Below are 19,114 nucleotides of genomic sequence, written 5' to 3'. Positions count from 1 at the left end.
GGATGCCTACAGCACCCTGAAGGCCAGTATGGCCACCAGAGTAGGTGGCACGGCGGCGGCGAACAGACCCAGGGGATGGATCGCTCCGTCGTGGAACTTTTCGCGCAGTATGGCAATGCCGGCCGGGTTGGGTGCATTGGCGATGATGGTCAGGCCGCCACCGGTCACCGCACCGGCGACCAGCGCGTACTTGAAGTCCGGTGTCAGCCCTTCGACCAGTGAGCCGAGGTAGGTCAGGGCGGCGTTGTCGGTCACGGCCGTCAGGGCGGTTGCGCCGAAATAGACGGCATCTGCACTCATGCTCATCAACAAGGGTTGCAGCCACCATTGCTGCTGCCCACCCAGCACTACCAGCCCGGCCAGAAAGAACGCCACCAGCAAGCCCTCGCGCAGGATCAGCCGGTCCTGGTAGCGCTCATAAGCACTGGCGACCCCGAGGAAAAACAGGAACAGGCTCATGAACACGGCCGGGTGGTGGGCAAACACTACCACCCCGAGCATGAACAAAAGGTGGGCCAGCATCAGTGATTTCGGCACTGGCGTGCCGGCACCATCGCTCATATCTGTTGCGAGCCTCGCCAGTTCCTTGCGAAACAGGAGGGCGGTGATCAGGGCATTGCAGATGACTGCTGTGGCGGCTTTCCAGCCGAAGGTGGTCAGCATGAAGCCAATATCCCAGTTCCACTTGGCCGCCACCATCAATACCGGTGGCGCAGCAAATGGCGTGAGCGTGCCACCGATGGAGACATTGACAAACAGTACGCCCAGAATGGCGTACTTGAAGCGGTTCGAAATATCCGTCCCAAGGTAACGATCACGTAGGACCAGGGCGGCGAGTGTCATGGCGGCAGGCTCGGTGATGAAAGAGCCGAGCATGGGAACCAGCGCCAGTACGACCACGAAGTGCGACATGCTGGCCGGCAAGGGTACGACACGCGCGATGGCCTTCACGCAACCTAGCGCCACTTGCAGGACGGGCCGGGTACCGGCGATCACCATGATGGCGAAGACAAACATCGGTTCGGTGAAATTACGGGTATCAATGTACTGGGTCGCCGCCTTGCTACCGTGCAGCGCAAACATCACCAGCATCAGGATCATGGCCCAGAAGCCGAATACCACCTCTACCTCGGCCAAGAGGTGCCAGATACCGGCGTGACGAGGTCGGGTATGGGCCAGATGCTCGAAGAACTTGGTCGAGAAAGTATGGATCAGCGCAATGGCGAAGAGCGCTGCTCCGATCATCTCTAGGGGGGTGGGGTTCAAGGGCTGCTCTCACGGTACGGTGATGCCGGTAACCGAGTGTAATCACCCGACTGCGTAATCACCAAGCCGTTGCACCACTAAGTAGTGCCTGGCCATACCGTTGGGAGCGAGGTGCGTTGGGGGCTATGGATATAGTTCAACCAGCTGCGCCTTGCTAAGTAGCTTCAGATCATCGAGCGTGTTGGGCAGGAAAGTATAGAGCCCGCTGCTATCGGGCTGGTCGGTGGCGGGGTGACGCTGTTTGATGAAGTAGGTCTGGATCGAGACGTCGCCCAGTCGCGCATGTTCGGTCAGGTGTATCGGGCCGTCGACCAACTGACGGGCGATCAGCATGCCACGCCGCTCGTTCTGGAGGATGTATTCGATGCGAAACGTCATCGGCGTCAGTTTTTTGGAGTAAGGCATCAGTCGTCGACCTCAAGTAGCACACCACCCTCTTCGTCCCAGTTGACTCGCGTGATGCCCGGACTCTCTTGCTCCAGCCGACGCAACGCTGCCTCCTGCTGGCTCAACCTCCCCTCGGCAACCCTTACCGTATCCGCCAGGCGCGCGTTTTCCTGCTGCAGCTCGCGCAGCCTGATGGTCTGGATCACCGCTTCCCTCAGGTCGAAGTCAACCCAGGGCTTGCCGATGAATCGCTGGATCTGTGCCGCATTGATAGCCTGGATGAGTCCTTGCAGGTCGGCATACCCGGATAGGATGATCCGGGCCGCGTCCGGCTGGTGTTCCCGCATCTGGCATAGAAATTCCACCCCCGACATTTCCGGCATGCGGTAGTCGGAAATGATCAGGTCGATGGGCACATCGAAAGCATGGTGCAGTGCCTCCGTGGGCGAATTGAAGGGATGCAAGGTCAGTGTGATAGCCTGGGTGGCAAGCTCCGGCTGTCGATTGGAGAGGGCCCGGCTCAATGCCGAGAGGATATGGGGTTCATCGTCTACCAGCATGACGTGGTACATGATCAGCTCCTTGCCTGGACGTGAAGGGTGAGGGGGCGCCCGTCGGACTGCTCGAAGTGCTGGATCTGGTTGATGATGCGAGCATCAAGCTCATGATCGCGTGCAAGCAGCAGCACGCCGTCCGGACTGGCGAGATCCCGCGTCAAGCGCATGCCGGGTAGCAACTGCCCGGGCCTGACGGCGATCTCTTCTGTTTTTGGCGCGGATTTATCCTGATGCAGCACCTTATCCAGTGCATCTGCCACCCGCGGGTCGTAGCGCTTGCCAGCGGATTTGGCAATGGCACGATTGGCGTCTTCTGCACTGAGTTTGACGGTCTGCAGGCTGCCGCTCTGCAACCCTTCATAGTCGTTGGCGACAGCCAGGATGCGTGCGCCGAGCGGAATAGCATCGCCTGCCAGATTGTCGGGGTAGCCCAGGCCGTCATAGCGCTCATGGTGGGAGCGAATCAGCAAGCCGGTTCCCGCCAGATGTTCCAGCGCCATCAAGGCGGCTTGGCCATTGGCGGCGTGGCGGACAAAGATGCTCCGCTCATCGGCACTCAGTTCGCTGAAAGCCTTATGAGCAATGGCGTCCGGAATGCCGATCTTGCCGATATCGTGCAGCAAGCCTGCCAGGAAGATGTCGTGGACTTCGGCATCGGTGCAGCCCAAGTGCCGCGCTATCTGTCTTGCCAGATCGGCAACCCGGCGCGAGTGACCCGCCTCCTTGCCTTCTCGTAACTCGATCAGGTTGGTGAACACCTTGATACTGGTCAGATAGCTTTTCTTGAGCTTGTCGTGAGCTTGTTCCAGAAACGCCATAGTCTGCTTGACCTCTGCAGTCCTGGCCTCGACACGTTGTTCCAGGCCGGCATTCAGCGCTTTCAGTTCCTCATTCTGTTGCCGGGTCAGTACCTCCAGCGCCGTTGCCTTTTGGCGCAAGGCCTGCATCTCCAGCCCGTCCCGGAGCAGGTTGAGCATGGCCACATCGTCCCATGGCTTGTTGATGTAGCGGTAGATGGCGCCCTCGTTGATGGCCTGTATGGTCGACTGCATATCGGCGTAGCCCGTGAGCAGGATACGCAAGGCGTCCGGCTGCCTTTCGCGTGCCGCTGCCAGGAACTCGGCGCCATTCATGCCGGGCATGCGCATGTCAGAGACGATCAGGGAGGGGTGCTCGGTATCGAGCAGTGTGAGCGCATCGGCGCCCGAGTTGGCCGTCACGATGCGCCAGGGTTCGTTGCGAGTCAGCCGTCTGAGCGCAGAGAGGATGTTAGGCTCGTCATCTACCAGCAGCAGAGTGGGGATACGTTCGATGCCGGCGATGGTGACACGAGGATCGAATGTGGACATGTTCATGGCGCACCTCCTCAGGCTGCAACGGCGATGTTCTGGTTGACTGGCAAGATGACTTCAAAGCGGGTGCCTTTGCCGGGCGTGCTTTCGACTCGGATGTCGCCGTGATGCTTCTTGACGATGCTGTACGAGAGCGACAGGCCCAGCCCGGTCCCCTTGCCAACGGGTTTGGTTGTGTAGAAGGGCTCGAAGATGCGACGGATGACATCGGGCGACATGCCACAGCCGGTATCACTGATCCTGATCCAGACTCTGTCGCCGTCAAGACCCGTCGCAATGGTGATGGTGCCGCGTGCTTCGATGGCATGCGCAGCGTTCACCATCAGGTTCAGAAAAACCTGATTCAGTTGAGAGGGAAGGCACTGCACGGCAGGTAGTTGACCGTACTCATGTACGACTTCAGCCTTGTATTTGATTTCGTTGCGGACAATGTTGAGCGTGCTATCCAGGCAGTGGTGCAGATCAGCAAACTCCCATTCTTCTGCGGTATCAACCCGGGAGAAGTCCTTCAGGTCCTGGACGATCTTCTTGACCCGACCTATGCCTTCGTGTGATTCGCTGAGTAATTGCTTGATGTCCTCACGCAGAAATTCGATATCAGCGCGCTGTAGCGCTTCATCCAGTGCTGGTGATATCGCTAGCGCGGGGTCTTGCCGGACATGGCTGGCGTAGGCGTCCAACAAGCCAAGCAGCTCATCCACATAGCTGCCCAGCGTTCCGATATTGGAATTCACGTAGCCGATGGGGTTATTGATCTCATGCGCTACGCCAGCGGCAAGCTGGCCGATCGAGGCCATTTTCTCGGATTGGATCAGTTGGTGTTGTACGCTTTCGAGCTCACCGTTGAGCTTCTCTAGAGCCTCGTTTTGCGCCTTGAGTTGCTGCTCCTTTTGCTTGGTCTCGTGGATATCGCGGGCAATGCTGGAGAAGTGCTTGACCCGGCCTTTGCCATCTTGCTCAGCCAGGACGACCAGCGAGACGGGAATTTCAGTACCGACTGCGTCGTACAGTGTGGATTCACCACTCCAGCTACCGCGCTCCATGGCAGCCGGTATGGCGGTTCCCATCAGATGGCGGCTGGCATGGCTTGGCAGGTAGTCCGGCGTGAGCGTCTGGCCAACATCCTCGTCTGCAGGGATGTTGTAGAAGCGGCGTGCCGCAGCATTCATGTACAAAACACGGCCGTCGTACTCGGAGATGCCGATGATGTCTGTGGTGTTCTCGACAATGGAGACAAGGCGGTCGCGCTCTGCGGTCATGGCCTCTCTGGCGCGAATGTCGGCGGCCAGTTCGGCGTTACTGGTTTCCAGCTCACGTGTCCTGGCTGCCACCGCTTGTTCAAGCGCCTCGTTCTCTGCCGCCAATTGACGCTGGGACTCACGCGAACTGGTCAGGTCATGGCTGATGTGAAAGAACTCAATGTGACCTTCCCGCCCACGCAGTGCCACGATACTGGCCTGCCAGTAGCAATAGCCACCATCCGGCCGGCGTACCTGCATTTCACCTCGCCAGGATTGGCCATCTTGCAGTTGGGCCAGTAGCGCTTCACTATCGATGACATCCTCGAACCGGGCATCGAGCGCCTCGTAACCCTGCCCGATCAATTTGCGGGCATTTTGACCAGACAGACGCGCAAACATTTCGCTGACATAGACGAAGCGTCCCTGCTTGGACAGGCGGGCCACCATGGCATGCTCATGCATGGCTTCCCGTTCCGATTCCACCTCATACAGTATTGCCTGCAGGTCGTGCAGCATCTCGTAGTAGGGGTTGATGTCGTAGGCGTACCAAACCAGGCGCTGTGTATCACCAAAGGCATAGCGGCCGCAAACGCGCCGACGGCAACTGACCTGCCGGTGTTCATCGAAGTGCTCATAGTCAAATGAGAGCGCATCCTTCTCAGAACTGAGCGTGACATAGGCTTGCCGGCACTGATGCCATAAAGCCTCGGGTACCGCTTCTCGCATGGCCATTCCCGCCAGGGATGCCTGAGACTTGCCCAGCCACGCTGCCAGCGACTGATTGGTGTTGGTGAGATAGAGTGCGCGGTCGGTTTCCCAGAACCAGTCGGTATTGGCAATGCTCATCGTTATGCTCCTACCGCTGTTGTGGGCTCGATGGCTTCTGCGTGCAGCAGAGCAAGTACCTGTTGGCGACTGGTCGTAGCCGATTCTGCCAAGGCCGCTTCAGATATCCCCAGCCTCAGCCAGGAAGCCAGGTGCAGGTCATCGGTTCGTTCGTCATCGTTATCCAGCCGATTAGCCAGCGCGATCAGCAATACAATGCCTTCCATCTGACCGTTGGGGGCATGGTGGTGGCGTATGGCCTGTTCGATCCGTTCCGGGTAATGCCAGATACGTGCGAGTTCTGCGCCAACATCGGCATGATTGAAACCGAGTAGCTGTTGTTCCAGCTCCGTGATCGGACGCTGTGTGATGTAGTGGGATTCCAGCACCGGCATGTAGTGCTCGGCGAACTCGCTGATCAGCACAAAGCGGCCAAAATCGTGTAAGAGTCCGGCGACAAAGGCGGTGTCCTGGCTTAAACCAGTCAGGTTGGCCAGGTTGCGGGCCAGGTAGGCGACCATGAGGCTGTGCTGGCGCAGCTTGTCGCGTGTTTCCGGGTCGAGCGAGAGCCGGCTTAATTGCGACATGGTGATCATCGCCGTAACAAAACTCTGGGTGTTACTGGTACCCAGTACACGCAAGGCTTGCCCTACGCCCTCCACCCGGCCGGCCACCCCGTAAAAAGGAGAGTTCGCTACCCTCATCAGGCGTGCCACGAGCGTCGGTTCATCCTCCAGCTCGTGCGCGATGGTCTCGAGGCTGATCGCTTGGCTATCGAGCATGCGCAGGATGTCCCGAAGGTGATCCGGCATCGCCAGCGTGCTGGAGATGTGACTCGCCACATCGATCAGTTGCAGTGGAAGACGCGCTGCGTAGGACATGATGGGCTCTCGATGTGGTGGGGGTAGAGGCAGGCGATGAGTCCTTCTTGGAGGGCCGGCTGCGGAGCGAGCAGACATTCCAGCCAATAGTTGCCGCTAGCGAGTGCGATCAGGCTACGACTACGGGCAGTACCGCCCAATGCTTGCTGCAGTTTGTCCTGCAGTACATCAGGCAGGCTGTCGGTCAGGGATTGGCCGGTAAGACCGCCGGTTTCCGGCAGCCAGTGGTGAACCATGCGGTTTGCAAAGATGATCAGTCCGTCGTCGCTGAGGCTGATGACCCCGATGGGTAGCATGTCGAGCAGTTCGTGAACCTGCATCAATGAACTTTGCTCGAGTCGAGCATCTCCACTGTTACGGATGACTTCCCCTTCAAGGCGCTGATTGAAGGCTTCCAGTTCGCGATTTTTGTCCTGCACTTCCTGCATTAGCAACGCGTTTTGGTGCCGTAGCTCCAACTGTTCGAAGGCATCGAGCACTTGCGCGCGCAGCAGGGCGTCGTCCCAGGGCTTGGTCAGGAACTTGTAGACAGCACCGCGATTGATGGCATCGAACACCGAGTTGAGTTCGGTGTAGCCGCTAAGGATGATACGGATGGTCTCCGGGAAGCGTTCGCGCACATGGCCGAGGAACTCGGCGCCGGTCATCTGCGGCATGCGCTGATCGGAAATCACGACGGCAACTGGATGTTCCTTCAGTAGCGCAAGACCTTGCTCGCCCGATGTGGCGGTCAGGACTCGATACCCCTCACGACGAAATATGCGCTGCAGCGCCGCCAGGATATTGGGCTCGTCATCTACCAGTATCAGCACCCTGTCCATGATCCATCTGCCATATTGAGCACGGCAATGCGCCGTTGTCGGCAATATCGCGGATTCAGGGTGACGGCGTAACTCGGACGACTCCCAGGGGGAGCCTAGGGATTTCCTTGTCTTGCGACAGACTGGCTCACCAGGGGCTTAGTCCTGCTTGCTGGTGCGCTCCGCTGCCACCAGCCATGCACGTAGCAGCTCGGCCAGCACCTCCCGCGCCTCGGGCTGTAGTGCCGAGACGATGCGATGCTCGTTCTCCAGATGGACTTCCACCGCCCGATCGATGCAGGCGAGGCCTTCCTCGGTCAACTGCACCAGAAATCCGCGCCGGTCGTCCGGATTGGGCAGGCGCCTTACCCAGCCTTTCTTCTCCACCTGGTCGATACGGTTGGTCATGGTGCCGGAGGTGATCATCATCGTGGTCATCAGCGCGGTGGGGCTCAGCGTGTAGGGGGCGCCGGAGCGGCGTAGTGTGGCGAGTACATCGAAGGACCAACTGCTGAGATTCAATCCTGTGAGCGCGCTATCGACCTCGCGCTCCAGATAGCGGCCCAGGCGTCCGATCCGGCCGATCAGGCCCATGGGGGAGGGGTCGAGATCTGGCCGCTCACGGCGCCATTGGGCGAGGATGGCATCAACCTGATCCGTGGACGGACTGGTCGGCGAAGCGGAGCGCTTGGGCATGGTGGTGCCTCGGTGAAAAATTGATATCAACTATCTTGACGTGAAGGTACTTGGCTTGCAATATATGTCTCGATATCAAGATAGTTGAGGTCGAGATGAGTACGCAAACAAGGGATGTCGCGCTGACGGCATTAGCCCCCATTTTGTGGGGTACAACCTATCTGGTTACATCGCACTTCCTGCCTGTGGGCCTGCCCATGACGTCCGCCATGCTGCGGGTATTGCCGATAGGCATCGTGTTTTTGCTGTACACCCGCCTACTGCCCAAGGGGGACTGGTGGTGGAAGGCCCTGGTACTGGGGATACTCAATATCGGCTTCTTTCAGGCCATGCTGTTCGTGGCGGCCTACCGCCTGCCGGGCGGGGTTGCCGCCACCGTGGGGGCTGTCCAGCCGCTGGTCGTACTGCTGCTGGCCATGCCACTGCTCAATGAGCACCCCAAGCCTGTCGCCATCGTTGCGGCACTGGTCGGTATGGTTGGGGTAGGCATGCTGGTACTCACACCTGCCGCCAAGCTTGATTCCGTCGGCCTGCTGGCCGCACTGGCTGGTTCATTGTCGATGGCCCTGGGTACCTTACTGACCAAGCGCTGGCGCTCACCGGTGACACCGCTGACCATGACTGCTTGGCAACTGACGGCGGGTGGCTTGGTGCTGCTGCCGGTGGCGTTGTGGCGCGAGAGCTGGCCAGCTCAACTGAGCTTGAACAATATGCTGGGCTACGCCTGGCTGGCGCTGATCGGCGCCGGTGTGGGCTACACGCTGTGGCTGCGCGGCGTGGCGCGCCTACCGGCCGGGCTGGTGACACCGTTGGGCCTGTTAAGTCCGGTCAGTGCCACGGTGCTGGGCTTTGTCTGGGCGGGAGAGCGCTTCTCGACCCTGCAGGTCGCCGGGGTGGTGCTGGTGCTAGGTGCGGTCTGGGTGAGCCAGATGGCGCGTCGGGCCTGATGGCACATGCAGGCTGTTCTGCTCGCGCGGCCCAAAAAAGCCCGTGATCACCCGCCAGATTGCGGCAATACCGAGCAGGGCAAGCGCGATGACTACCACCGTGGTGATCCAGCCCAGGCCCAGGAGGCCCATACCCAGACTGAACCACGGTACGCCGCTGGTTTCCGGGGCAACCGTCAGGATGTCCATGATGAACTCCTCGGAGGCCGATGGGGCACGGCCCCTGTCAAGGTTGGACTACGAAACGCCGGGGAAGTTTGCCGGATTACTGCGCACCATACCTACGTTGTATGCGTTGGAGCTCGCCGCTCTTGGTCAACTGGGTCAGCGCGGCCGCCACCCGATCGATCTTTTCGCTATTCAAGTGAGGGGAGTAGGCGACCAACTGGGGCTCGATGCGGAACACGGCCGGCAGGATACGGACTTTGTCCGCCAGTTTTTCGTCGCGTATGTAGCGCACCAGCGTGACATTGGACTGATAGAAGAACCGTCCCCGTCCGGCCACCAGCTTACGGAAGTTGTCGGCATTATTATTTGCGCCCGCATCGACGATCAGACCAGGCTGGGTTTTGAGGTATTCCGCATAGGCGGAACCCATGGTCGTTAGAACGATGCCGGCACTACCTAGTGCCCGTATATCGGCGAAATTATTGACGATCACGGAGTCATCCGACCGGACTGCTACCTGATGCTGTGCGTTGTAGAGCGCCGGCTGATCGAGAAAACGTACTTTTTTCAGGCGTTCCGGCGTCTTGATCAGGCTGAAAAAGATATCGAGCTGACCGTTGGCAAGCTCCAGCTCGATGCGGGGTAGTGGCCGGTCCTGATTGAGGCCGACGAAGTGCAAACCAGGGTCGATGCGCTCCAGCGCACGGATGATTTCGACACAGATGCCCGGCTCCTGAGGATGGGCGAGATCGAACTTCACGGTGTTGCCTGCCTGGCTGGCAGTCCGCAGGGTGAGCGGCTCTGCCGCAAGACAAAGCGAAACCAGCCCTGGCAGGATCACGGCCAGCATGCGCATGTCGACGTCTCTTCTCCGGGTTGTTATGGCTTGAGCGTAGGTGATGTTGGCCGGTTTGCCAGCTTGCGACCGTCCATCGAACAAAAAAGCCGTTTTGGATCAGTTGGATAGCAGGTTTCTATACTGACTCGCCACCTTGGCATGACAGGAAAGGGAAGAGAAAAATGAAACTTGCTAAGCAGTTGTCCGCCTTTGCAGGCGCATTGGCCCTCGCGATGACCACGCCCGCGGTCCTGGCGGGGGAATCGAGCTACACCGAAGGATCGGTCTGGGAGTTCTCGCAGATCAAGGTTGAGCCCGGCCAGTTCGAGAATTACATGGATTTTCTGGCTGGGCAGTGGAAGCGGCTACAGGAATTCAGCAAGAAGGAAGGCGTCCTGGTCTCCTACCACGTGCTGGCGGTCAACAATGCCCGCCAAGGGGAACCCGACCTGATCCTGGCGCTGGAGTTCAAGGACTACTACAGCATTGCTCAGCGGCGTGAGTTCCAGAAGAAGATGGAGACCTACCTGGCCGCCGACGCCCGAAAGATGGAGGGGGAATCCGGCGAGCGTAAGGTCATGCGCAAAATATTGGGTGGAATGGAGTTGCAGGAACTGAAATTGAAGTAGCGCCCAATGCTGTTGGATTCTCGCAATATTTGCTTAATGCAGGATTGCTCGACTAGCATTGTTTACAAGCTGTCTTGTACAAAATAAAGGCTGGGTAGTGCGCTCGATACGGACATTCGCATCGCCGTTCGCGCGCACCCGGCCTTTATTAACTAGGCCAGAGCTGCGTTTACGGATATTTGATCTGGGTCAATGCGCCAGATTGACTGCCGGCCTATATCAAAGATCAGCGTATCCAGTCAGGGCCGATGATGCAAAAGCAGACTCAGGGCAAGCCGTTCAACTTGAAGCGATTTTTTGTACTCGTCAACATTGCGGTCGTACTGATACTGATTGTCAATCTTGTCATGTTGGCCGTCGTATTCGTCAAATTGAAACATGATAATGATGCTGCCGACCTTTCAGGCTCGATGAGCCGCAATCTGTCCGAGTTGCGCTTTGATGTTGTGCAAGTTCAGCAGTTCCTGACCGATGTCTCTGCCACGCATGATCCCGACGGATTTAAGGACGCCTTGGCGTTTCGAGGTAAAGCCGAACAACAGTTGCAGCGGCTCCGATCACTCGACCCTGCTCAGGATGTCGAATGGCAGGCGCTGGAGGTTGAAATTCGTACGCTGTACGACACCGGTGTCCAGATGGCCAAAGCTTACATGGAAGGCGGCTTGGAGGCTGGCAATGCGGTCATGAAGCAGCCGGGTAGCGGCTTCGATAGTAGTACCGAAAAAGTGACGGAACGGCTGGATCGCTTGACCGCTGTGCATGACAAGGAGCGAGAAGTTGCTGACAAGGAGGTGGATCTGCAGCTAGTTCGCTTGAGCTGGCTGGGCGCCTTTTGCGCGATCATTCTGCTGTTAAGCCTTCCTGCCATTACGGTTTACGCCTACTTACGTATTCGGCGTCAGTTGGGTGGAGAGCCTGCAGAGGCCGTGCTGCTGACCCAGCATCTTGCGAGCGGCGATCTGACGTTGGGCCAGGGTACGGATGCGCCATTGAGATTGCCCTCGGTCGAGGATAGTCATAGCGTGATGGGGAATATGGGACAGATGGTTGGCAACCTGGCTGACAATCTGAGACTGATCCAGCAGGTCAGCCAGCAGATCGCGATCTCGTCCTACCAGATTACCGAGATCGGCCGAGAGGTGGTCGAGAGCAGCAATACCCAGAGTAAGCAATCGTCTGAGGTGGAAGCTGCCAGCAATGCGTTGACCGATGCTTCTCGCCAGGTACAGGCGCTCTCAAACGAGGTACTGGATCAGGTTGCGGCGACGAATGGTCATGCCCAACGCGGTCTCAATGCCGTGCAGGACAACCATCGCGAAATGCAATCCATCGCGGGACGCGCCAAGGAGGCCGAGGGTAAGGTTGGCGAGCTTGCCAATTCTGGCAAGCAGATTCAGGCCATCACCCGTGTGATCAGCGAGATTGCCTCGCAAACCAACCTGTTGGCGCTGAATGCAGCGATTGAAGCAGCCCGGGCAGGCGAGACAGGTAGAGGATTTGCCGTGGTAGCGGACGAGGTGCGCAAGCTCGCGCAGCGTACCGCAGATGCGACGACAGAGATCACGGGGATTGTGGAAGGGCTGTCGCGTTTGATCGCGGAGAGCCACCTCGCCATGAATGCGATCTTGCACAGTACCCAGGCGGGTATGGCACAAGCGGAGTCGACCACTATCACGATTGAGGAAATCGTGGGCAGTGCCTCCACCACGTCTTCCGTCGCGCAACAAATCTCAGCGTTGATCGTCAATCAGATCGAGAGTGTCTCCCAACAGCAAAGTCGATTGCATCGGCTCTACGAGACATTAGCCCAGAGCACCGGTCGGGTGCATACCACCAGTACCATCAGCGACGATTTGTACAAGCTGACAGGACGTTTGCGCGCTGTGTTGGAGACCTTCCGCTTTCATCAAGGCCCACCGCCCAAGCCGGCGCAGCATGAGAAGCGCACGGCACCTCGTGCTCAAAACCACGTTATCGTGAATGTGATAGCCGACGATGAAATGATGGAATGCGTGACCGTTGATCTCTCCATCACCGGGATGAAATTACGTCTACCTCGTGCCTTGGATGCCAAAGCAAAGCAATTGCTTCTGGATGTATTCACACCCTTCACTGATCTGGATGCCTACCGCAACCAGACACCGTTACGACTCCCCGCCAGGATAGCCTGGCAAGAGAAAGGAGAAGGCGGCTATTTACTGGCGGTTGAGTACACGGGGACAAGAACCAGGCAGGAGGAGCAGCGGTTGAACGAGTGTTTTGATTTCTTCAGCCACGCTCCCGAGTTTCATGCTGCGAGTACCTCCCCGGCCTGACGCGACCTGTCATGCACTCGCCTTCTCGCCGCTATAGTAGGTACGTTGGGTACATTGGAAGGTAGTTCAGATGTGCTGTTCCAGGCCGTTTACTTGGTCTGGCGCTTTATGCGTATTAATGGCAGCAGGTAACGAGAACATACTCATGTCTGCACTCCTTGATAGGCGAGCACCTTGGGGTTTCTGGCTCCTGGCTTTGCTGGTCGTCACGCTATTTACCACGCCCATGTCGTCCGTTGCTGCAACGACGATGCTGGTCCGGTTTGCGCCGGAGAAGGACTATGGGCCTTTTGTTTATCAGGACAAGGCGGGTCGAGTCAGAGGACTTTCGGTCGATATGCTGGGGATCATCGGCCGTAGTGCGGGGATGAAGATCGAGACCCTACCTGCCTGTAGCTTGTCGGAAATACTACCGATGGCTCAGCGAGGTGAGGTTGATCTTGTGTCATCACTTCGTCCCACCCCGGAACGTGGTGAGTACCTCGATTTTTCTCGTCCGTATGTCACGGTTCCCGCCGTACTACTGATGCGCAAAGACGCATCGTCGGATAGCAGCTTGCTTACTTTGGCGAAGCAGTCGGTGGCCGTGGGGAAAGGCTATGCCGTTGAGGGCTTTCTCCGGGAAAAATTTCCCGATGTCCATTGGGTGGCCGTTGCCGATGATCTTACTGCAATCAAGGCGCTGCTCAATGGGGAGGTTCGGGGAGTTGTTGCGGATATTGCCAGCATCAACTTCGTGATCGGGCAACACAAGTTCAATGGTTTGCAGGTGATCGGACCGGTCGGCTTTGAATATGCGCTTTGCTTTGGATTTCGCAAGGATCGGCCGGATATCGGGGAAGCGCTCGAGCGAGGCATACGTGATCTCAATACATCGGAGCGGGACAAGGTCATCCAGCAGTGGATGGATGTGCCATCGTTGCAGGTTGTCGATGCCACCAAGGACAAGCTGAAACGGTTTGCTGCGTTGTTGCTGTTCAGCGCCGCTTTGTTATTGCTCACACTCTATCTGCGCCACAAGCGGCGGCCATCATGATTCAGACCACCGATGACAGGACGACGCACACCGAATCGAGGTGGCGCGTGGCGGCAATGACCTTGTTGACTGCTTTGTCGCTGGCACTCGGGGGCATTTATCTTTCCCGACTGCCTGGCAGTATCGCAGCCATCTGGTATGCCAATGCGGCTGTTGCTGTGTTGCTGCAACTGCGCCCACTTCGTGAAACGGTGCTGCTATTGCCGTTAGTGGCAGCGGGTTATGTCATTGCGAGCCTGATATACGGTGATTCATTCGTCCTGGCTCTCAATTTTCTTCCCGGCAATTTGTGTGAAATTGCCTTGTCTTCCTACTTGCTGCGGCGCCACGGGTACAGTGCGGAATGCCTGTTTGATCCTGTGTTGCTGGTTCGTACACTTTTGCTGGTCGTCGTACTGCCGAGCATCGTCGGTGCAATTATTGGTGCCCCATTGCTGGCGGTCTACGGCCTGGCCTCCTTTGACAAATTGTTCGTCAGTTGGGTGTTAGGCAGCAGTATCGGCGGGCTTGCTGTCTTGCCACTGGGCTTGGTCTACCTGACACAGGGCGCCGCTGGCCTGCGTAGTGCACTGCTGAAAATTGAGCTGCTGCCTCTACTGCTGTTTGCCTTGGCCGTCTCGGTTTACGCCCCGGTATCGCTACCATTTCCCTACGTCTATATCTCCGCGGCGCTGGTATTGGTGGCGTTGGCGGGCCAGTTCTCTGCCATTGCAGTGACCTTGCCATGCACATCTTTGACCTTAGGGATATTGATCGCCTTGGGTCAATTTCAGCCCATACCGTCAATCAATGCTTGGGGCGAGGTACTTTTTTACCTGCCCTTTGCCATCGCCATGCTTCCCCCCTTACTCATTGCCGCGGCGCTACAACGCGTGCAGCAAGCGAATTTGCAATTGGCTGAACGAGAACATAACTTCCGGACGCTCTACACCAATACACCGGTGATGATGCATTCGATTGATACTGAGGGAAGATTGATCAGTGTCAGCGAAGCTTGGCTGGCACGCTTGGGATATCAGCGGGATGAAGTATTGGGACGCCAGTCCGTCGAGTTCCTGACGCCGCAGTCCTTACGCTATGCGAAAGAGGTGGTGATTCCTGCATTCCATCGAGATGGCCAGGTCAAGGATGTTGAATACCAGATGGTCACTCGGTCGGGTGAGATTTTCGATGTCCGGCTCTCTGCCATATGGGAGCGGGACAAGGCGGGAAAGCCGATCAGAACGCTGGCGGTCTTGACCGAAACCACCGAAGAAAAACGTCTGGCCAGAAGTCAGGCAGAAGATGGAGAGCGTTTGGCTGCCATCCTCGCCGGGACTGATGCCGGCACCTGGGAGTGGAATATCCAGACCGGCGAGGTGCGATTCAATGACCGCTGGTTGGATATCGTTGGCTACCTACCCGGCGTATTACCTGCTCCCAACGATATTCAATTTTGGGAATCTCTGGTACATCCAGACGACCGTGCAGGCGCCGCTGCCACGCTGGCACGACACCTTGCAGGCGACGCGCCCCAGTATCACGTTGAAGTACGTATGCGTCATAAAGCGGGATACTGGGTCCATGTCCTCAACCGTGGCAAAGTCATGCGGTGGACCGATGATGGTCTGCCGGAATGGATGTACGGCACGTTGCTCGACATCAGTGAGATGAAACGTGCGCAACAAGCGGCGGAGGAGGGGCAGTTTTTCCTAGAGAGGACGGGCCAGATTGCCGGGGTGGGTGCCTGGTCGGTTGATCTGATCGAGAACCGGGTACATTGGTCGTCTCAAACCTGCCGCATCCACGATCTTCCTGTTGGCTACCAGCCAAGTTTGCAAGAAGGCTTGCGCTTTTATGCACCAGAAGCACGCCCTGCCATAGAGCAGGCTGTCGAGATGGCGATAACGCAGCAAGCGCGTTGGGATCTTGAATTGCCCTTGATCACGGCTGCCGGTCGTGACATCTGGGTTCGCTCCGTCGGCGAAGTAGAGCTTGATGCTGCTGGCAAGCCAGTACGGCTGATGGGGGCTTTTCAGGACATCACCTCGCGCAAGGCAGCGGAAACGCAGCTCAACCACCTCAACGCGCTCTTGAACGACGTTCTGCAGTCAGCATCTGAGATCGCCATTATTGCTACTGATCTGCATGGCGTTATCCGGATATTCAATCGGGGTGCTGAGCACATGCTCGGTTACGAAGCAGCGGAATTGGTCGATCTCAGATCTTTGCTGGTGCTGCACGAACCTAAAGAGATTGAGGAGCGTGCCAAGGAACTGTCCGGAGAACTGGGAACCCCGATCACCGGATTCAGGGTACTGAGCCAGCTGCCATTGCTGGGTCAGATCGAGACCCGGGAGTGGAGCTGGCTGCGCAAGCGCGGTGCCCGTGTACCCGTTTCCCTGGTGATGAATGCCATGCGGGGACGCGACGGTGCTGTTACTGGCTATCTGGCGATCGCGACCGACATTACCTCTGAGCAGAAACATCGCCAGGCATTGACGGCCGCGAGGGACCAGTTGCTGATGGCGGCCGAAGTGGCCGAACTGGGTATCTGGACTTGGGCATTGGCGGATAATTCCCTGCAATGGAACGATCGGATGTTTGAGTTCTACGATCAACCGCTGTCGCTACGCGCGACCGGCCTTAACTATGATCATTGGCGCTCCCGGGTTCATGCTGATGATGTAGCGGCTGCAGAAGCAAGCTTGCTTGCTGCGGTGGATGGGCAGGGTAAGTACGATCCGATACTGCGTGTGGTTCGGCGAGATGGGTCTATACGTTTTATCCAGGCGGGGGCGCAGATTGAGCGCGATGAACTAGGCCTGGCCGTGCGGGTGACGGGTATCAATCGGGATATCACAAACCAGTTGCAACTCGAGAGCAACCTGCGGCTTGCCAAGGAGCAGGCGGATGCCGCCAGTGAGGCGAAATCATCGTTTCTTGCCAATATGAGTCATGAAATCCGTACGCCGATGAATGCCGTTCTAGGTATGCTGCAGCTGGTTCAACGGACGCAATTGTCTGCGCGGCAACAGGACTATATCGACAAGGCAGAGGGCGCTGCAAAATCCTTGTTGGGGATACTCAACGATATCCTCGATTTCTCAAAGGTTGATGCGGGCAAGATGTTACTGGACATCCACCCGTTTGATATTGAGCAACTGATGCGGGACCTGGCGGTTGTCTTGTCTGGTAATCAGCATGGCAAGCAAGTTGAAGTCCTGTTTGACCTCGATCCTGTCATGCCAAGACATTTGCTGGGGGATCGATTACGGCTACAACAGGTTTTGATCAATCTTGCTGCTAATGCATTAAAGTTCACTTTAAAAGGAGAGGTGGTCGTCACGATTCGCTGTATTGAAAGTATAGGCAAGCGAGTCAGGATGACGTTCTCCGTACGGGATTCGGGTATCGGTATTGCACCGGACCAACTGCAAGGCATTTTCGAAGGGTTCAAGCAGGCAGAAGCATCAACGACACGTCGGTTCGGTGGAACTGGTTTGGGTCTCGCCATCAGCAGGCGATTGGTGGAGTTGATGGGTGGCACCTTGAGTGTTCGTAGTGAACTCGGCGGGGGAAGTGAATTCTCGTTTCAACTGGATTTTGATATCGCCGAGGATAGCGCTTCGCTGTCCATGCACACACCCAATAGTCGACCTCTCAATGTTTTGGTCGTGGATGACAATGTCGCCGCACGCGAGGTCATATCACATATTGCACAGGCGGAGGGCTGGAACGTGCTGGAGGCCCAGGGCGGAGAGGCGGCCTTCTTTCAGCTGGCGGCTGCCCGACTTGCAGGCCGTCCGATCGACATTGTCCTGCTGGACTGGCAGATGCCTGGAGAGGATGGCCTGCAGATTGCCCGCGATATCCGGTCTTCCAGCTGGGAGAGCAAGCCCCCGGCTGTGATCATGATCACAGCGTATGGGCGCGATGTCCTGGCGGAGGCTCAGTTACGGGTTGACGTACCCTTTATCGAGTTCCTCACCAAGCCCATCACGCCCGTACAACTGAATGGTGCCGTTGCCCGCGCAATCTCTGGTGTGCAAATTGTCCACCAGCGGACCGAGGAACCGCGACGGCCACAACGATTGTCTGGTCTGCAGCTTTTGATTGTTGAGGATAATGCCCTTAACCGCCAAGTCGTGTCTGAACTGCTTGGCGCTGAGGGTGCTTTGATTACCTTGGCATGCGGTGGGCTGGAGGGGGTCGACATTGTATTGCGCCATCCTGATCGGTTTGATCTGATCATCATGGACGTTCAGATGCCGGATATTGATGGGCTTGAAGCGACGCGGCGGATTCGTGCGGTTCCGGCATGCAGAACGGTGCCTATCCTTGCCATGACTGCCAATGCGTCGGCTGCGGATCGTCAGGTGTGCCTCGATGCTGGCATGGATGAGCATATCGGCAAACCCATCGATCTGGAGGCGACGGTGGCGGTAATCTGCAGCTTGACAGGGCGTGAATCCCGCCCGCTTTCTCGTGTCGAGAAAGCAGCGAACCCATCGGGCCGTCGATCTCCCGACGACTGTCTGGATAGCGCACTGGCGCGCCTGGGTGGTGATACTCAATTGTATGCGTCGATACTGTCGGCACTCTCACTCGATTGCGAGCGCTTGATCGCGAGTGCGGAGGTCGGCCGGGCCAAGGCCGACTGGAAGCAGGTAGCCATGGATATGCACACCCTCAAGGGGAATGCCAGCACGGCGGGGGCTTACTCGCTGGCACGATATGCTGCCGAGATTGAACAGCAAGTACGGCAACAACCATCGGTAGCGGTGGGTGAGGATGCGCTCATGCGATTGCGTGAGTTGGCAAGGCAGAGCCATACCGCCTTGCTGAACGCATTGCAGCAACGGGATGACTATCTACCGCTGCCACAAGCAGTCGATACCGGGCGATTGACTACCGATAAGGAAGTATTGCATTCGCTGCTGACGCTGCTCGATAGTAAAAATATGCAGGCGCTTCAGGTCGCCGATGAACTGGCCCGGTCCGTTGATCAGATCGAGGACCCTGCGTTGATGGCAGTATGCGCCCGTGTCAATGCACTGGATTTCCCTGCTGCGGCGATCGCGCTTCGTGAATGGCTGGGTGCCCGCTCCCCAGAGCAATCCTGAGGAGCGTGCTGCGGGCTAGTGGCCGTGGTCAGATACATGGGGACCGTTCTATACCAGCGTGGTATGCCACA

At 57.7% G+C, this 19,114-nt stretch carries 15 protein-coding genes; 5 read left to right on the top strand and 10 right to left on the bottom strand.

From position 1 onward, the window contains the following. Positions 1-6: 6 nt before the first annotated feature. The 8 genes from ACYVHK_RS11325 to ACYVHK_RS11290 all read right to left on the bottom strand — a co-directional run bounded on the left by ACYVHK_RS11325 (position 7) and on the right by ACYVHK_RS11290 (position 8,005). Positions 7-1,266: a putative Na+/H+ antiporter gene (locus ACYVHK_RS11325; protein ID WP_460531502.1), complete on the bottom strand. Its 1,260-nt coding sequence runs from the start codon at positions 1,264-1,266 to the stop codon at positions 7-9. Positions 1,267-1,389: 123 nt separating this feature from the next. Beyond that, a complete protein-coding gene (locus tag ACYVHK_RS11320) occupies positions 1,390-1,671 on the bottom strand; it encodes a hypothetical protein (RefSeq protein ID WP_460531499.1) in 282 nt (93 codons plus the stop codon). Then, complete coding sequence (locus ACYVHK_RS11315; RefSeq protein WP_460531496.1) at positions 1,671-2,225, bottom strand: response regulator; 555 nt, start codon at positions 2,223-2,225, stop codon at positions 1,671-1,673. Before ACYVHK_RS11315 ends, ACYVHK_RS11320 begins: the two co-directional genes overlap by 1 nt. A gap of 2 nt (positions 2,226-2,227) precedes the next feature. After that, positions 2,228-3,565 (bottom strand): HD domain-containing phosphohydrolase, encoded by a 1,338-nt coding sequence (locus tag ACYVHK_RS11310; protein ID WP_460531493.1) that lies wholly within the window; start codon positions 3,563-3,565, stop codon positions 2,228-2,230. Positions 3,566-3,576: 11 nt separating this feature from the next. Further along, positions 3,577-5,649, bottom strand: a complete 2,073-nt coding sequence (locus ACYVHK_RS11305) for an ATP-binding protein (protein WP_460531490.1) — start codon at positions 5,647-5,649, stop codon at positions 3,577-3,579. Between the two features lie 2 nt (positions 5,650-5,651). Further along, a complete protein-coding gene (locus tag ACYVHK_RS11300; RefSeq protein WP_460531487.1) occupies positions 5,652-6,509 on the bottom strand; it encodes an HDOD domain-containing protein in 858 nt (285 codons plus the stop codon). After that, the gene (locus ACYVHK_RS11295) at positions 6,476-7,330 is read right to left on the bottom strand and encodes a response regulator (protein ID WP_460531484.1); all 855 of its coding nucleotides are present in this window, start codon (positions 7,328-7,330) and stop codon (positions 6,476-6,478) included. The genes ACYVHK_RS11300 and ACYVHK_RS11295 overlap by 34 nt, the downstream gene beginning before the upstream one ends. A 138-nt stretch (positions 7,331-7,468) precedes the next feature. After that, on the bottom strand, positions 7,469-8,005 hold the full coding sequence (locus ACYVHK_RS11290; RefSeq protein WP_460531481.1) for a MarR family winged helix-turn-helix transcriptional regulator: 537 nt from the start codon (positions 8,003-8,005) through the stop codon (positions 7,469-7,471). Between the two features lie 95 nt (positions 8,006-8,100). Here ACYVHK_RS11290 and ACYVHK_RS11285 point away from each other — a divergent pair, with 95 nt between their 5' ends. After that, positions 8,101-8,952, top strand: coding sequence for an EamA/DMT transporter family protein (locus ACYVHK_RS11285; RefSeq protein WP_460531478.1), 852 nt, complete (start codon positions 8,101-8,103; stop codon positions 8,950-8,952). Here ACYVHK_RS11285 and ACYVHK_RS11280 read toward each other — a convergent pair. Both ACYVHK_RS11280 and ACYVHK_RS11275 read right to left on the bottom strand, forming a co-directional pair. Further along, on the bottom strand, positions 8,911-9,141 hold the full coding sequence (locus ACYVHK_RS11280; RefSeq protein ID WP_460531475.1) for a hypothetical protein: 231 nt from the start codon (positions 9,139-9,141) through the stop codon (positions 8,911-8,913). The genes ACYVHK_RS11285 and ACYVHK_RS11280 overlap by 42 nt on opposite strands. 76 nt (positions 9,142-9,217) lie before the next feature. Next, entirely contained in the window at positions 9,218-9,976 is a 759-nt protein-coding gene (locus ACYVHK_RS11275; protein ID WP_460531472.1) for a substrate-binding periplasmic protein, read from the bottom strand. A gap of 164 nt (positions 9,977-10,140) precedes the next feature. Between ACYVHK_RS11275 and ACYVHK_RS11270 the strand changes: the two genes are divergently transcribed. The 4 genes from ACYVHK_RS11270 (at position 10,141) to ACYVHK_RS11255 (ending at position 19,043) form a co-directional block, all read left to right on the top strand. After that, a complete protein-coding gene (locus ACYVHK_RS11270; protein ID WP_460531470.1) occupies positions 10,141-10,587 on the top strand; it encodes a hypothetical protein in 447 nt (148 codons plus the stop codon). Between the two features lie 251 nt (positions 10,588-10,838). After that, a complete protein-coding gene (locus ACYVHK_RS11265; protein ID WP_460531467.1) occupies positions 10,839-12,902 on the top strand; it encodes a methyl-accepting chemotaxis protein in 2,064 nt (687 codons plus the stop codon). Between the two features lie 145 nt (positions 12,903-13,047). After that, positions 13,048-13,938, top strand: coding sequence for a transporter substrate-binding domain-containing protein (locus ACYVHK_RS11260; protein WP_460531464.1), 891 nt, complete (start codon positions 13,048-13,050; stop codon positions 13,936-13,938). Continuing rightward, complete coding sequence (locus ACYVHK_RS11255) at positions 13,935-19,043, top strand: PAS domain-containing protein (RefSeq protein ID WP_460531461.1); 5,109 nt, start codon at positions 13,935-13,937, stop codon at positions 19,041-19,043. The genes ACYVHK_RS11260 and ACYVHK_RS11255 overlap by 4 nt, the downstream gene beginning before the upstream one ends. Positions 19,044-19,114 lie beyond the last annotated feature (71 nt).

The sequence above is a fragment of the Chitinimonas naiadis genome (assembly GCF_054780835.1).
This window is presented reverse-complemented; position numbering and strand designations above follow the sequence as displayed.

Bases quoted from the DNA above. Each gene is read 5' to 3' on its own strand.
- ACYVHK_RS11275 (WP_460531472.1), bottom strand. From the start codon at position 9,976: ATGCGCATGCTGGCCGTGATCCTGCCAGGGCTGGTTTCGCTTTGTCTT.
- ACYVHK_RS11280 (WP_460531475.1), bottom strand. From the start codon at position 9,141: ATGGACATCCTGACGGTTGCCCCGGAAACCAGCGGCGTACCGTGGTTC.
- ACYVHK_RS11255 (WP_460531461.1), top strand. From the start codon at position 13,935: ATGATTCAGACCACCGATGACAGGACGACGCACACCGAATCGAGGTGG.
- ACYVHK_RS11260 (WP_460531464.1), top strand. From the start codon at position 13,048: ATGTCTGCACTCCTTGATAGGCGAGCACCTTGGGGTTTCTGGCTCCTG.
- ACYVHK_RS11270 (WP_460531470.1), top strand. From the start codon at position 10,141: ATGAAACTTGCTAAGCAGTTGTCCGCCTTTGCAGGCGCATTGGCCCTC.
- ACYVHK_RS11285 (WP_460531478.1), top strand. From the start codon at position 8,101: ATGAGTACGCAAACAAGGGATGTCGCGCTGACGGCATTAGCCCCCATT.
- ACYVHK_RS11265 (WP_460531467.1), top strand. From the start codon at position 10,839: ATGCAAAAGCAGACTCAGGGCAAGCCGTTCAACTTGAAGCGATTTTTT.
- ACYVHK_RS11310 (WP_460531493.1), bottom strand. From the start codon at position 3,565: ATGAACATGTCCACATTCGATCCTCGTGTCACCATCGCCGGCATCGAA.
- ACYVHK_RS11290 (WP_460531481.1), bottom strand. From the start codon at position 8,005: ATGCCCAAGCGCTCCGCTTCGCCGACCAGTCCGTCCACGGATCAGGTT.
- ACYVHK_RS11305 (WP_460531490.1), bottom strand. From the start codon at position 5,649: ATGAGCATTGCCAATACCGACTGGTTCTGGGAAACCGACCGCGCACTC.
- ACYVHK_RS11300 (WP_460531487.1), bottom strand. From the start codon at position 6,509: ATGTCCTACGCAGCGCGTCTTCCACTGCAACTGATCGATGTGGCGAGT.
- ACYVHK_RS11320 (WP_460531499.1), bottom strand. From the start codon at position 1,671: ATGCCTTACTCCAAAAAACTGACGCCGATGACGTTTCGCATCGAATAC.
- ACYVHK_RS11315 (WP_460531496.1), bottom strand. From the start codon at position 2,225: ATGTACCACGTCATGCTGGTAGACGATGAACCCCATATCCTCTCGGCA.
- ACYVHK_RS11295 (WP_460531484.1), bottom strand. From the start codon at position 7,330: ATGGACAGGGTGCTGATACTGGTAGATGACGAGCCCAATATCCTGGCG.